The following is a 14,216-nucleotide window of genomic DNA, read 5'->3' on the forward strand; positions in this document are numbered from 1 at the left end:
CCACCAGCCCGGTGTCATGAATTCGCGGGTGCGTTGTCTACAGCGTGTAGGGGCAGCACTACAAATCGGGCCCGCAAGGCCGTGAAATCACTCCGCTGGCGTGCCGCGCGCCAGCAATGCCAGCTCCACATCGTTGCGCGCCCCGGTCTTTTCGAGGATGCGGGCGCGGTAGGTGCTGACCGTGTTGGGCGCCAGCTTGAGCTGCGCACCAATTTCGCCCACGCTCTGCCCCGCGGTGAGCAGGCGGAACACCTGGTGCTCCCGGTACGATAGCGCGTCCACCCCGGCTGGCATGCCCTGCTGGGCAGAGCGCACCACCCCGGTGCGCTCCACGGCACCAGCCAGCGCCTGGGCCGTGGCCTCCGTGAGGTAGCGGCCGCCGGCCGCCACCTTGCGCACGGCGGCCACCATGTCGTCGGGGTCGGCGCTCTTGTGCAGGTAGCCGGCCGCGCCCATCTGGATGCAGCGCACCGCGTACTGCCGCTCAGGGTAGGTGCTGAGCATCAGCACCGGCAGGCCTGGCCAGGCGGTGCGCAGTGCCTGCAGCACCTCCAGCCCGTCCATGCCGGGCATGGCGATGTCGAGCAGCACCAGCTCCAGGCCGGCCGTGCCGCCGAGCCCGGCCACCTGGTCCAGGACCTCCTGGCCGCCCGTGGCCTCGGCCGCAACCACGATCTCTGGCAGGCCGTTGGCGGGGTCGCCCAGCACCTGCTTGAGGCCCTCGCGCACGATGCGGTGGTCGTCGCCGATGAGCACGCGCACGCTGGCGGTGCTCATGCCATGGCCTCCAAAGGGATGCTCAGCTGCAGGCTCGAGCCTTCGCCAGGCTCGCTGGTGATCGAGAGGTGCCCGCCCAGCTGGCGCGCACGCTCGCGCATGCCCATCACGCCGTAGGCGGTGGGCGCCTCCAGCGCCTGCCGCGTAGCGCCCACGCCGTTGTCCTGCACGCACAACTGCAGTTGCTGCTCCCGGGTAGCGATGCGGACCGCGATGGCACTGGCCTGGGCGTGGCGCCCCACATTGCTCAGCATCTCCTGGAAGATGCGGAACACTGCGATGGCAGCCGGCTCGGGCAGGTGCAGCGCATCGGGCAGGTCCATCTGCCAGTCGAGCTGCAGCTCCGCCGACTGCACGAATTCCTGCGCCTGCCACTCGAGCGCCGCCCACAGACCCTGGTGGTCCAGGATGCTGGGGCGCAGGTCGGTGATGATGCGGCCCACGTTGTCCACGGCGGTTTCGATCAGCCGGCTCATGTTCTGGCATTTGCAGCGCATCTGCTGGCGCATGTCACCCGCGGCCTCGGGGGTGCGGGCGCCCTGCTCGCCCAGACGCTTGTCCAGCCAGTTCACGTCCATCTTGAGGGCCACGAGCAAGCTGCCCAGCTCGTCATGCACCTCGCGTGCGATGCGCGTGCGCTCGTCCTCGCGCACCTGCTCCGAGTAGGCCGACAGCTCGCGCAACTGGCCCAGGGCCTGAGACAGCTCCTGCGTGCGCGCGGCCACGCGGCGCTCCAGTTCGTCGTTGGCGCGAGCCAGTTCGTCGTGCGCCCGCTGCAGCTCGCCAGCCGCGCGCTTGCGCTCGCTGATGTCCAGGAAGGTGATCACCGCGCCCTGCACCTGGCCGTCCTCCACGATGGGATGGCTCGAATACTCCACCGCGAAGGCCGTGCCGTCGCGGCGCCAGAAGACCTCGCTGTCGACCCGGCAGGGCAGGCCGCTGCGGAAGGCATTGAAGATGGGGCAGTCGCTGTCCGCGTAGGGGCTGCCATCCGGGTGGGAGTGGTGGGTGAGCGCATGCATGTTGCGCCCCATCACCTCCTCGGCCGCAAAACCGAGCATGCGCGCGCCAGCCCGGTTGATGAACATGCAGTCGCCCGCCAGGTCGATGCCGAACACGCCCTCGCCCGTGGATTCGAGCAGCAGCCCGAGCCGCTCGCGCCACAGGGTGGGGGCGGAGGGAGGCAGGTGCAGGACGGTGGCGCTCATGCGCCGGGCGCAAGCAATGCGCATGCCCGGCCAATGCACAGCACAATAGGGACATGCAAACCGCCGCGCCCCCCCCCCCCTCGGCCCCACTGCCACCGCCCACACCATCCGTGTGGATGCCACCTTCGCTGTCGGCGCGCTGGTGGCCCGTCTTCCTGCGCAACCTGCTGGTCTGGCGCAAGCTGGCCATCCCCAGCCTGGTGGGCAACATCGCCGAGCCCTTGATGTGGCTGGTGGCCTTTGGCTATGGCATGGGGGCGCTGGTGGGCCAGGTGAGCGTGGGCGAAGGCACCCGGGTGCCCTACATCCTGTTCCTGGCCAGCGGCTCGATCTGCATGAGCGCGATGAACGCAGCCAGCTTCGAGGCGCTGTACTCGGCCTTTTCGCGCATGCATGTGCAAAAGACCTGGGACGGCATCATGAACGCCCCCGTGCGCCTGGACGACGTGGTGCTGGCCGAGATGCTCTGGGCGGCCTTCAAGGCCTTGTTCACCGTGACCGCCATCCTGGGCGTGATGCTGGCGCTGGGCATCAGCCACAGCCCCAAGCTGCTGGTGGCCTGGCCGGTGCTGCTCGGCGTGGGCATCATGTTCTCGAGCATCGCGCTGATCTTCAACGCGCTGGCCAAGGGCTACGACTTCTTTACCTACTACTTCACGCTGGTGCTCACGCCCATGATGTTCCTCTCGGGCGTGTTCTTCCCGCGCGAGCAGTTGCCGCCCATCGTGCGCGCCATCTCCGACTGGCTGCCGCTGACGAATGCGGTGGAACTGGTGCGGCCCCTGTTCATGGACCAGTGGCCCGCCCACCCCTGGCGCCACGGCCTGGTGCTGGTGGTGACCACGGTGGTGGCCTTCTGGGTCGCCCTGGCGCTGACCCGCAAGCGCTTTCGCAGCTAGGGCGGCGCTCAGACTTTGGCCAGGCCTTCGTCCAAGGTGTTGGTCACGGCGAACAAGGTCAAAAAGCCGCTCATGTCGAACACTTCGCGCACCATGGCGCTCAGGCCGACCAGCACCAGCTTGCCCTTGCTGGCGCGCAGCTTCTTGCCCGCGAGCAGCACCACGCGCAGGCCAGCGGAGCTGATGTAGTCCAGCGCCGAAAGGTCGAACACCACACGCTGAATTCCCGCTTCAAGCTGCTCGGTGACCACACGTTCGAGTTCGGGCGAGCTGCTGCTGTCGAGGCGGCCGCGCGGGCGCAGGATCAAGATGCCGTCGCGGCGCTCCTGTTCGAGGTTCATGGGCGCAATCCTTTGGAATGGGGGGCCGCAAAGACAAGCCCTCGGACTTCGGCTGGGCGCATTGGGTGAAGTCGCCTCAGTTTGCTGCGGCCTGCTTGGGCACGTTGATCACTTCGGCCACATTCAGCAGCAGCATGGGCGGATACAGGTCGAGCGCCTGCACCGTGCGCATGTTGATCAGCAGCGAAAAGCGCTGCAGCGTGGAGGCGGCGATGGCCTGGGGCGGCTTCTTCTCGACCAGGATCTGGCGCGCCATGGAGCCGGCATACCTGCCGATGTTGGCCCCATTGGAGAACAGGCCGAACAGGCAGCCGGACTGGCGCACGATGCTCTCGGTGGCGCAAAAGGTCGGCAGCTTGTTCTGCAGGGCGGCGGAGGTGACGGCGTCGCGGTGCGTGAAGGCCAGGAAGGTGATGGGACCGACGTAGAGGAAGTCGGCCTTGCGCTCGGCCAGGGTCTGGATCTGCGGGGCAATCTGCGCCGGGTCGGGGCCGCCCTGGGGCAGCAGCGGCAGGCTGGCCTCGACCACCTCGAAATTCTGCGTGCGCGCGAGTTCCTTGAGCCGGTCGCGGATCAGGCCGGAGTTGGGCTCGGCCGGGTTGTGCAGGTAGCCCAGGCGCGTGAACGGACGGTAGGCCCGGATGGCATTGAGCTGCACCGGCAAAGGCGCCACGTGGCTCACGCCCGTGGCATTGCGCCCATGGCCCTCCAGCGTGCGCAGCAGGCCCGCGCCCACCGGGTCGGTGACCTCGGTGAAGACGATGGGCAGGTCGCGGATCGCATCGTCCTTGCCAGCCTGGTCGTCCCGCCCGGCCAGGGCCAGGGTGGTGGGCGTGCCCCAGGCATAGATCAGGTCCGGGCGCGCCGCGCGCACTTTGGCGCGCAGCTCGGGAATGTCTTCGCTGCGACCCGAGAAGCGAATGCTCACATACTGCACAGGTACATCCTGGCGTTGCAGGTAACCGGTGAAGCCTGCCTCGATGTTCTGGTCATCGCGGGGCAGCACCATGGCGACGGTGAAGCGCTTGGTGGCGGCGGCGACGCCCGCGGCGGCAGCGTTGGCGGCGCTCTGGGCCATGGCGGCCGAGGTACCCACCAGGGCGCAGGCGGCCCCGGCGGCGAGGAGGATGCGGCGCAGCTTGGTCATCGGAATTCTCCTTGGGGTCATCAGGCGGCTGCCGCGGCCTGGATACGGGGGTTGCGCAGGCCGGCGGCCAGGCTCAATGTCGTCACCGACAGCAGCAGGCCCACGGCCACCGCTGCGCCGGCATAGCCGAAGGCGGTCACGGCAACCGCCGTGACGAAGGGCGCGACGATGCTGCCGCCGCGCTCGATCAGCCGGAAGGCTGCCAGCGCCTGCTCGGGGGTGGCGGTGGCGCGGCTGGCGTCCACGCCTTCGAAGGCCTCGGTCGTCAACGCGATCTGGGGCGAGGACTGCAGCGCCTGGCCCAGGCCCAGCAGCGCACAGCAGGCGGCCATGCCCCAGACGCCACCAAGCAGTGGCAGCGACAGGCAGGCCAGCACGCTGAACACGCCACCGGCCACGATGAAGGGTTTGCGCTGACCGAGCAGGTCGGACCAGTGCGCCACCATCGAGGCCGAGAGCGCAAAGCACAGGAAATACAGCAGCAGCACCCGGCCCGCCACCGCAGGCGGCTGCTGCAACTCGTTCATGTACAGGGGCACGACCACCGAGAGGATGGTCACGGCCACCAGGCGGCCCGGCAGCGCTGCCCCCAGGATCACCCAGATGGCGCGCGGCTCGCGCAGCACCGCCATGTAGCCACGCCAGCCGCCGGTGGTCGCCAGGCCGCGCTGGGCCGCAGGGCTGCCCTCGGGCACGGGCAGCGACAGGCGCAGCGCAGCCAGCAAGGCGCCGACCATGCACAGCGCACAGGCCAGGAAGCCGATGCCGTCGCCCGCACGCGCGGCAATCATGCCGCCGAAGGGCGGGCCGACGATGCCGGCCGCCACGATGGCTGCGGCCACTTCGGCCAGGCCCCGCGCGCGCTGCTGCGGCGGCGTGATGCGCACGATGGCGGTTTGCACCAGGATCAGTGCCAGGCCGTAGGCCGCGCCGCCCAGGGCGCGCAGGCCGATCAGGGTCCAGGCATCAGTGGCCCAGGCGGTGGCGGTCAAGGCCAGCGTGCCGACCAGAGCCGACAGCATCAGGCTCCAGCGCAGGTCGAAACGCCGCGCCAGCGCCGGGCCTGCAGGCTGGGCCAGGGCCAGGGTGGCCATGAAGGCAGCCACGGGCAATCCGGCCACCATGGCGGGTGACAGGGCCGCATCGATGGGCCGCACCTCGCTGGCGAACACGGTGAAGAAGGGGCGCAGCAACTCTTCGGACAGGGCCACCAGGAACACCGTCAACCGCAGCAGGGTGAGCTGGGCCCCGACCTGGGGCGCTTCGGCCGTGGGGCCGTCGCTGCGCGCAGCGCGGATCAGCTGGGCCCGGCATTCGGCGGCATCTCGGTCATGGGCCTGGGCGCTTTCCTGGTCAATGGCATGGCGCTTTTGCCAGCGGCGCTGCAGCCCTTGCCACAGGCGCGCCTGCACGTAGGCAGACAGCGGGAACAGCAGCGAGCGGCGCCACAGGCCGCGCGAGAGTTCGCGCACCAGCACAGCGGCGATCACCAGGGCCAGCACCAGGTCGATCAGCATGCCGGCGAGCTGGCGGTCCACAAAGTCGGCCGGGTAGCCGACGACCACGGCGCCGTCACCGGCCGTGAGCGTGCGGCGCAGCAGGTCGGATGATGCCTGCGCCGTGCGGGCCTGCGCAGGCACATCGCCGCCCCAGGTGGCATTGCGGGCCGCTTCGCCCGGCGGCTGCAGCGCCAGGTAACTCAGCTCGGGCGCTTCCTTGAGCTGTTGCTGGAACAACTCGTCCATGCCATTCATGGCATTCCAGGGCACGCCCAGCGACAGGGCGCGAGCGACCTGCCCTGACAGGGTGCGGCCCACGGCATCGGCGTTTTCCTGGATCTGCGCCGTGACGGCCGGGCGGGCGGCCTCGCGCGCGATCCACAGCATGGCGGCAGGCGCCACCACCACACTGAAGACCACGGCCAGCCAGAGCTGCCGTGCGGAGCCCTGGGGGGCCTCGATACTGCCAATGCCACGCATCGAGGTGATGATTCGGGTGCTCCAGCGCAGCAGCAGCCACCAGGTGGTCACCAGGGCCAGCAGCATCAGCGGCAGCGCACGCAGCACCATGTCGAGCGCGGCGTCCCGCGCCTGGGCGCGCACCTCGGCCGGATCCAGTGCCCCCCACAGGGTGGCCGCCGGCGCGCCGGTGGAGTCGAAGATGGCGGCGCCGATCCAGGCATAGCGGCCGGTGTTGCGCACTGCCGGCGCGTGGCCCGGCCCGGCGTCGAGCAGGGCCTGCCGCCAGCGCGCAGCGATGGTGGAATGCAGCGCAGCATCGCCCGCGTTCAGCACGGCCTCGCCACGGTCGGTGTCGATGAACACCCCGCGCAGCGGGCTGCCTGCAGCGCCCAGGCGCGCCACGCGCTCGGACAGCACCGTCTGGTCGGCCACCGAAACGCCGAAGCGCAGCCCGGACTCGGCCTCGTCTGCCACCTGGCGCAGCAGCCGCACGGTGCGGTCCTGCGCCAGCTGGGTCAGCAGCTGCTCGGTCCGCCAGGCGATCAGCACCAGGGACAGGCCGAACAGCACCAGGGCGAAGATCGACGCGAACATCAGCGATTCGCGCCGCAGGCGCCGCTGCATGGCGGCCACATCGATCTCGCTGTCGGGCGTGGTGGGGGTCGTGTCGGTCATGGAAGTGCTTCCTTGCAATACCGTGTTCGTCAGATGTCGTACAGCTGTTCTATAGTCGGGGAACTTTTACGATTCCTTTCAACCCTTTCGCCCCGTTGCGCACAGTGTGCGCCAATTTGCCCATCGTGCTCAGTTCCTTGCCCCAAATCCAGCCCGTCCTGCTGCCCGATGCAGGCTTGGGCAACCTTTCCCAGGCCAGCACCCGCCTGCTGGAGGCGCAGGACTTCGATGCCTGGGTGGCGTTGCGCGACACCGTGCTGGACTCGCTGCCCAACTCCGACGTCTATGTGCGCGAGGACGATGAGGAGAACTTCTTCCAGGCCCACATGTACCCGGGCGGCGAAGTCATCGGCGTGTTCGTGGAAGACGCCCTGGTCGCCTACGCCATGCTGGAGCTGCCGGGCGAACACGAGGCCCACAACCTGGGCCAGGTGATCGGCCTTGCCCCGGAACAGCAGGGCATGGTGGCGCATCTGTCGAGCTGCATGGTGCTGCCGCAGTGGCGTGGCCGCCAGTTGCAGCGTGCGCTGCTGTCGGCGCGGCTGGAACTGGCACTGGCCTGCGGACGTCCCCTGTGCATGGCCATGGTGTCCCTGCTCAACCACCGCAGCCGCCACAACATGCTGCGCCAGGGCCTGCGCGTCGTCTGGACCGGCATGATCGACGGGCTGCAGCGCCACGTGGCCATGATCGACCTGGAGCAGGGCATGGGCTTCGCGGCCGAGGGCGAGCTGTTGCTGCCCAGCCTGGACTACGAGGCGCTGCGCGCCGCGGCGCTGGCCGGCTACGCCTGTGTGGGCGAAGTGCGCGCACCCGATGGCGCGGTGTCCTTGCGCTACGCGCGCCATCTGGTTCACAACCGTGGCCCCCGGTAGGTCATTGCCACGACCGTGATGTCGTCGGCCTGCGCGGCGCCATTCTCGAAACCGCGCACGGCGCGCACGATCTGGTCCGGAATGCGCGCCGTGACCACGCCCCGGGGATCGCTGCCGATGGCCGCCATGGCCGCCAGCAGCGCATCGTCGCCAAACAGGGCATTGTCGGCATTGGTGGCCTCGGTCACGCCGTCGGTATAGAGCACCACGGTTTCGCCGGGCACGAGCAAGGCCTCGCCCTCGATGTACTCCTGCTCTTCCATCACGGCCAGCGCCATGTTGCGGCCGCGCGGGAACAGCGTGGCACCGCTGCCGGCCAGGCGCACCGGCGGGTTGTGGCCCGCATTCACATAGACCAGCCGCCCGGTGGGCAGGTGCAGCACGCCGTAGAACACGGTGACGAACATCATCTGGTCGTTTTCGGCACACAGCTGGTCGTTGAGGGCCCGGATCGTGGCGCCCGGCTCGCGCAGGAACAATGCGTTGCTCTTGAGCAGGGTGCGCGAGATCGCCATGAAGAACGCAGCCGGCACGCCCTTGCCCGACACGTCGGCCACCACCACGGCCAGGTGCTCGGCGTCGATCGGGAAGTAGTCGTAGAAGTCGCCCCCCACCTCCTTGGCCGGGATCATGGTGGCCGCGATGTCGACCTCGTCCACGTCCGGCGCCGAGCGTGGCAGGATGGACAGCTGCATCTGGCGGGCGATCTCCAGTTCCTGCTGCAGGCTGGCCAGGGTGGCCTGGGTCTGCACCGCGGCCTGCAGCTCGCGCAGCAGCTTGAGCAGGCGGTTTTGCTGGTTGGTCACCAGGCCGGACATGCGGCCCAGGATACCGGCCAGTTCGGCCAGTTGGTTGGTCGGCGCGGCATTCGCATCGGTCGCGCCGGAGCCGGCCTGCGCCTCGGCGCTCGAACCGAGCGCCGTGAGGATCTCCTCGCGCGATGCCGGGTCCAGGCTGTCGGCCAGGGTGCGCAGCTGGCCGCGGATCAGGCGTTCCTGCTGCTGCCGGATGCGGATGCGCTCCTGGCGCAGGGTCTCGAGGTTCAGCAGCTCCGAACGGATGGCCACCACGCCGCGCGCGATCTCTCCGGATTCGTCCTCGGCATCTTCCTCGCCCTGGTCCAGGGATGCGTCGGTGGCGCCGCGTGCCAGCGCGTTGAGCACGCCGACCGAGCGCGCCAACGGCTCCATGGCATGGCGCAGGTAGGCCACCAAGCCTGCCGCCAGCACGGCGGCGAACACCAGCGCCGCGGCCAGCGTGCTGCGCGAGAACAGCAGGTCGGCATAGTGCGTGGCACTCACGTCCTGCATCCAGACCAGGGAGCCCACGATGCGTGCGTCGGGGTTGTGCACCGGCTGGCTGACGATGCGCAAGGCGCGGGGCTGGTTGTCGTGGTCGTCCACCTGCACGGTGACGGCCTGGTTGGAGCGCACGGGAATGGGTGTCTCGGTGGCGGCCAGCACGCCTGCGCGGGTGCCCACGGCTTCGGCGCCACGCATATTGGCCAGGAAGATGTCCCCCCCGAGGTAGCCAGCCAGCTCGGACAGCTTGGGTGCGACGTCCTGGCCCACGGCCAGCGCGCCACCGTCAAAGCCACGCACCACCACCCACTGGTACTGGCGCACGGCCACCTGGGTGAGGCCGCGCACGGCACCGGCCTGGCCACTGGCCGCAGCCACCCAGCGCACTTCGGCCATGGGCTGTGGATCAATGCCGGGCTCGGTGGTGGCCACCAGGGCGCCCTGGCGATCGAAGACATCGATGCGCACACCCGGGGCGCGCCGGGTCGCGGCCGCCAGCAGGGCGTCCAGGCGGGCCGTGCCCCCCTGGGCCGCCAGATCACGGATCGCGGCGTCCTGCAGCAGTTGCTGGGCCAGCACGTCCTGGCGGTCCAGGTTCTCGTTCTGCAGCTTGTCCCAGGCGATGCGCTGGTTCTGCAGCAGCACTTCGTCGTAGCGCTGCGACCAGCGCTGGTCGCTGAGCCAGCCCATCGCGGCGAAGGCGGCGACCAGCAGGGCCATGGCGGCCAACAAAATGGCAATCAGCCGGTACCTAAGGTGCATGCTGTCCCCCGGCGCGCGGCGCGGCCCGGCCGCAGACCAGCAGCAACACCGCCGCTGCGAGCAGTGGCCAGCCGCCGTGCAGGTGGGCCCCCAGGGCACTGCTGGCGCCCACGGCCCCCACGCCCATCACGGCCCATTGGGCCGTGGACAGGCCCGGCAACTGCTGCTCGACCTCGGTCGCACGCGCCAGGCGCCCCAGCGCGCCACCGGCCAGCAGGGCGGCCAGTGCGAGCACCGCATCCTGGAGGGAGGGGCCGGCCGACAGCCAGCCCGACGCCAGGGCCAGGAGGGTGGCCACAGCGGCCACCGCCGCGAGGACAGCCGAAGACGGCAAGCGCCTGCGCAGGAACAGACCTGCCCCCACCCCCAGCCCCAGCAGAGGAGCCCACAGGACGGGCTGCCCCAGCGCATGGGCAGCCAGCGCCCATCCCAGCAGCAGGCCGGCGGCGCCCGATTGGCCCAGCGCCCTGGCGCGCCCGGTCGCGGGCCGGGGCGCCTCCGCCAGGCCACTTCCGTGCACGCCCGTGCGGCTGCGCCAGGGACTGCGCGGCTCGTTCCAGCGCACCACGAAAAATCCCGCGCACAAGGCCGGAAGCAGCAGCGCATACGCCCCTTGCAGCGCGCCCATAGCGTCCAGCGCCAGGCTGCCCAGTGCCGGGCCCAGCCAGACGGCGGTGACGGTCCAGGCGCTCCAGGTGGCGGCGCGCCAGCGCGGCCGGGCGTACGCGTAGTCGGGCCGGGTGCGAGGTACCTGTTCGACGGCCTGGCAGGCGGCCAGCACGGCCCCTACGACCAGGCCATGCCAGGCGCCCGCGGCCATGGAAAAAACCCAGGGCAGGCTGGCGGGCAGGCCTGCCGCGCTGGCCACGGCCGTGGCCAGCAGGGCCGCGCAGGCGGGCAGCACCACAGTGGGTGCGGGCCAGCGGCGCCAGCGTGTCACAGACCAGGCCACCATGCCCGCCCCGAAGAAGGCGGCCAGGCTCGCTGCCGTGGCCGGCGCCACGCCCCGCCATTGCCAGGGGGTTTCACCTTGCAGGTGCAGGCTGCGCAGCCACAGGGTCTGCAGCGCCAGCGCGCTCAAGGCCACGAGCAGTGCGATCCAGAATGCCTGCGCCTCCACGGCGACCACCCGCACCTGGGCGATGCCATGTTCGGCAAAGCGGTCATCGGCCTCGGCTTTGGCCAGCAACTGGTCCAGGCGTTCGCGCCGCGTGTGCTGGGGCTCTGTCTGGCGCAGCGAGGCGATCAGGCGGCGCACGCGCACCAACCCTTCGTGCACGCTGCGCACGGCATGGCCGAGCTGCTGCACGCGCAGGTCGAACCCGCGCCGCTGCGGCAGCACCACGGTGTTGTCGTAGCGGCCCTGGGCGATGGCACGGCGCGCACGCCAGGCCGCATGGTTGCGCAACTCGATGCCCTGGGCCTGTGAAAAACGGGCTGCCAGATAGGCCAGCAGCGCCAGCAGTGCGATGGCCGGCAGCAGCAGCGCGGCAGTGGCCCGGGAAAACGTGGCTGCGCCACTGTCGCGCAGGGTCAGGCGCAGGGTGGCAACGGAGGCGCCCCGGACCTGCACCGGCGCTTCGGCCGTGGCACCCGCCGCGCTGGCATCGCGCGTGGTCTGCCAGAGCAACTTGCCACCCGGCAGCACCAGCGCCACGGCGTGGATGTCGGGCTGCGACGCCATGCGCTGCTGGAACAGCGCCTCGACGCCGACCAGGCTGGGCAGCGGAATGCCGGATTCGACCGCATGGCTGATGCGCAGGCTCAGCGACTGCGCCATCAGCTGCGAACGCGTGCGGTCGCTGGTGGCCCGCATTTCGCGCGACTGGTCATAGGTGTGAATGGACAGGACGCAGGCGGCCAAGAGCAGCAGCACCAGGGCGGCGATGCCCAGGCGGGTGGCGGGGGCCCAGGGGCGGCGGATGCGCGTCATTCGGAGCGCTCGCTTTCGTCCAGGCGCACCAGGCAATCGTCCATGCGCTGGCGCACCTGGGCACTGCGTGCCAGTGTCCGGGCCTGGGTACCCCGGCATTCGGCACGCAGGCGGGCCGATTGCGGCTGCAGGGCCCAGAGCGTGGCCAGCCAGCCCAGCAGGCCGGCCGTGGCGAGCACCAGCACGGCCATGGCGCCCAGCGTGAGCGTGTGCCCATCGGCTTGCCACACGGCGAGCCGAAAGCGCACGGCCTGGGTTGCGTAGGTGGCGCCAATATGGCCCACAACCTCGCCGAAGGCATTGTGCAGAGGCAGGCCCATGATGGCCTCGCCCGGCAGCGCCGCATGCCAGACCCGGTCCTGGCGCGCGCCGGCCTCGGCCGCGCGCGCGGCACGCGGCTGCAGCGCCTCGCCGACGGCCCCCCGATCGGTGCTGAAGAGGGCCATGCCGGCGCGGTCCACCACATCGATGGCGTACAGCTGGCTGTCGCTCGCCAGGGCGCGTTCCAGCCGGGGCTGGATACCGCGGTGGTCGGGCAGGTCAAAGCCCAGCGCCAGGTCGCCCTCGATGGACTCCTGCAGCTCCACCAGCGTCAGCGACAGGCGTGAGCGCTGGATCTGGGCTTCCTCCTGCGCGCGCACGTCCAGCAGCAGGCTGGCGATCAATGCGATGCCTGCCAGCACGATGAGCAGCCACAGGCCGCCGAGCTCCCACAGTGCGGCGAAGGTCGGCTTGGCCGCGACGGCGGTGTCCGAATCCTGGGAGGATGAAAGCGTCTGCATGGTCCGGCTCATGCCACAATGCTCTGGCGACCAACCGGACCGGGGCGAAGACAGCGCCCGCCGGTACAGCCCCAGGTTTCAGCGCGCAGACACCCATGAATCCACCGCTCGAATGGCAGCAGACCCTGCACGGCACCGTGGCCGAACTTCCCGCGTTCTTCGAGCGATTGGAGGCCTGGGCCGACGACAACGGCGTTCCTATGCCCCTGGCCTCCTCCTTCGGGCTGATGCTCGACGAATTGCTGACCAATGTGGCCATGCATGGCTACGCGGGACAGGGCGGCCTGGTGGAAGTGCACCTGCGCTTTGAAGCGCCGGCCCGCCTGCAGGCCGTGCTGCGCGACCATGGGAAGGCGTTCGACCCCACCACCCTGGCGGCGCCCGACGTGGAGGCATCGCTGGATGATCGGGACGTGGGTGGCCTGGGCGTGCATTTTGTGCAGAAATTGGCAGATCGGTTTGAGTATCGGCGCGACGGTGATGTCAACGAGGTCACGGTGTCGCGCTGCCTGCCAGCCGCCAGGGCGGCACAATCGCTCTAGGGCCCGCCCTTCGGCTGGCCCGAAACACCCGTGTTGACAAGCCCCGGATTGTTAACAAGTGTACAAGCGTATCATTGCGCCCGTTGCGCGGCTGTCGTTTGTGCGCCTCGCTTTGCGCTTTTTCTGGAGCCTGAAGCTGCTGTTGCAGCGTGATTTCGGCGCTTCGCGCGCCTGGGCGGCCACCGGCATGCCGCCAGCCGCAATGAGGAGAACCACCCGTGACCCCTGTCGAGACCGAGGACCCCTTCCTGCAACGCCTGTGCGACGTCATGCAGCGCATCGCGCAGCAGGGTGACCTGCGCGCCATCGGCCCGCTCATGGACATGACGGGCGAGCGCCCCGAGGAGAGCGTGCAGGCCCGGCTGGCCGAGGCCTTTGCCCACATGGTGGTCAAGCTCGAAGCGCGCGAGTTCGAACTCGAATGCCGCATTTCCGATCTGGACCAGACCCGCCGCGAGCTGGAGGCCGCCAACCTGGACCCGCTGACCGGCCTGCCCAACCGCATGATCGCGCGCGACCGGCTGCGCCAGGCGCTGACCGACGCCAACACGCGCCATGGCCTGCTCACGGTGCTGTTCCTCGATCTGGACAAGTTCAAGCATGTCAACGACACCATGGGCCATGCGGCGGGCGACGAACTGCTGTGCCTGGTGACGCAACGCCTGCGCGGCTGCCTGCGCGAGGGCGATACCCTGGCCCGGCTGGGCGGCGACGAATTCCTGTGTGTGCTGCCCGGTGCCAGCGCCGACGATGCGCAGGGCGTGGCCAACCGCATGGTGGCGGTGCTGACCGACCGATTCCAGCTCGCCGCCGGGGGCGCCGACATCGGCACCAGCATCGGGCTGTCGCACTTCCCCGAGCATGGACGCGGTGTGGACGAGCTGATTGCCCATGCCGACGCCGGCCTGTACGAGGCCAAGCGCAACGGCCGCAACCGCTGGTGCTACGCGCCGGCCGATGCCGCCGCGGCCTGAACCCGGCGCACGCGCAGCACTTCGGGCCGGCCGCGCCTC

Annotated in this window: 12 protein-coding genes; 4 read left to right on the forward strand and 8 right to left on the reverse strand. The window is 70.0% G+C overall.

The genetic code is table 11. The features are described from left to right. Positions 1-87 precede the first annotated feature (87 nt). On the reverse strand, positions 88-777 hold the full coding sequence (locus HNP48_RS16725; protein WP_184858998.1) for a response regulator transcription factor: 690 nt from the start codon (positions 775-777) through the stop codon (positions 88-90). Next, the gene (locus tag HNP48_RS16730) at positions 774-1,985 is read right to left on the reverse strand and encodes a PAS domain-containing sensor histidine kinase (RefSeq protein ID WP_184859000.1); all 1,212 of its coding nucleotides are present in this window, start codon (positions 1,983-1,985) and stop codon (positions 774-776) included. Before HNP48_RS16730 ends, HNP48_RS16725 begins: the two co-directional genes overlap by 4 nt. Positions 1,986-2,038: 53 nt before the next feature. On the opposite strand from HNP48_RS16730, the gene HNP48_RS16735 reads away from it, so the two are divergent. Next, positions 2,039-2,884 carry an ABC transporter permease gene (locus HNP48_RS16735; protein ID WP_184859002.1) on the forward strand — a complete coding sequence of 282 codons (846 nt, stop codon included), beginning with the start codon at positions 2,039-2,041 and terminating at the stop codon, positions 2,882-2,884. Between the two features lie 8 nt (positions 2,885-2,892). On the opposite strand, the gene HNP48_RS16740 is transcribed toward HNP48_RS16735, so the two are convergent. The 3 genes from HNP48_RS16740 to HNP48_RS16750 form a co-directional block, all read right to left on the reverse strand. Beyond that, entirely contained in the window at positions 2,893-3,225 is a 333-nt protein-coding gene (locus HNP48_RS16740) for an STAS domain-containing protein (RefSeq protein WP_184859004.1), read from the reverse strand. Between the two features lie 76 nt (positions 3,226-3,301). Further along, the gene (locus HNP48_RS16745) at positions 3,302-4,372 is read right to left on the reverse strand and encodes an ABC transporter substrate-binding protein (protein WP_184859006.1); all 1,071 of its coding nucleotides are present in this window, start codon (positions 4,370-4,372) and stop codon (positions 3,302-3,304) included. Positions 4,373-4,392: 20 nt separating this feature from the next. Then, entirely contained in the window at positions 4,393-7,008 is a 2,616-nt protein-coding gene (locus HNP48_RS16750) for an MFS transporter (protein ID WP_184859008.1), read from the reverse strand. Positions 7,009-7,184: 176 nt separating this feature from the next. Here HNP48_RS16750 and HNP48_RS16755 point away from each other — a divergent pair, with 176 nt between their 5' ends. Next, positions 7,185-7,883 carry a GNAT family N-acetyltransferase gene (locus tag HNP48_RS16755; protein ID WP_184859011.1) on the forward strand — a complete coding sequence of 233 codons (699 nt, stop codon included), beginning with the start codon at positions 7,185-7,187 and terminating at the stop codon, positions 7,881-7,883. Here the strand turns inward: HNP48_RS16755 and HNP48_RS16760 are convergent. Genes HNP48_RS16760 through HNP48_RS16770 form a run of 3 tightly spaced genes read right to left on the reverse strand, consistent with a single transcriptional unit; the run spans position 7,862 to position 12,661 of the window. After that, a complete protein-coding gene (locus HNP48_RS16760) occupies positions 7,862-9,946 on the reverse strand; it encodes a PP2C family protein-serine/threonine phosphatase (protein ID WP_184859013.1) in 2,085 nt (694 codons plus the stop codon). The two genes, HNP48_RS16755 and HNP48_RS16760, sit on opposite strands and share 22 nt — an antisense overlap. After that, a complete protein-coding gene (locus HNP48_RS16765) occupies positions 9,936-11,879 on the reverse strand; it encodes a hypothetical protein (RefSeq protein ID WP_184859015.1) in 1,944 nt (647 codons plus the stop codon). Before HNP48_RS16765 ends, HNP48_RS16760 begins: the two co-directional genes overlap by 11 nt. Continuing rightward, positions 11,876-12,661, reverse strand: coding sequence for a hypothetical protein (locus tag HNP48_RS16770; RefSeq protein WP_184859017.1), 786 nt, complete (start codon positions 12,659-12,661; stop codon positions 11,876-11,878). Before HNP48_RS16770 ends, HNP48_RS16765 begins: the two co-directional genes overlap by 4 nt. Positions 12,662-12,756: 95 nt before the next feature. Between HNP48_RS16770 and HNP48_RS16775 the strand changes: the two genes are divergently transcribed. Both HNP48_RS16775 and HNP48_RS16780 read left to right on the forward strand, forming a co-directional pair. After that, entirely contained in the window at positions 12,757-13,203 is a 447-nt protein-coding gene (locus HNP48_RS16775; protein WP_184859019.1) for an ATP-binding protein, read from the forward strand. A gap of 218 nt (positions 13,204-13,421) precedes the next feature. Next, positions 13,422-14,177: a GGDEF domain-containing protein gene (locus HNP48_RS16780; protein ID WP_184859021.1), complete on the forward strand. Its 756-nt coding sequence runs from the start codon at positions 13,422-13,424 to the stop codon at positions 14,175-14,177. The last annotated feature ends 39 nt before the right edge of the window (positions 14,178-14,216 follow it).

This window comes from Acidovorax soli, assembly GCF_014207955.1.
Classification (GTDB): Bacteria; Pseudomonadota; Gammaproteobacteria; order Burkholderiales; family Burkholderiaceae_C; genus Acidovorax; species Acidovorax soli_A.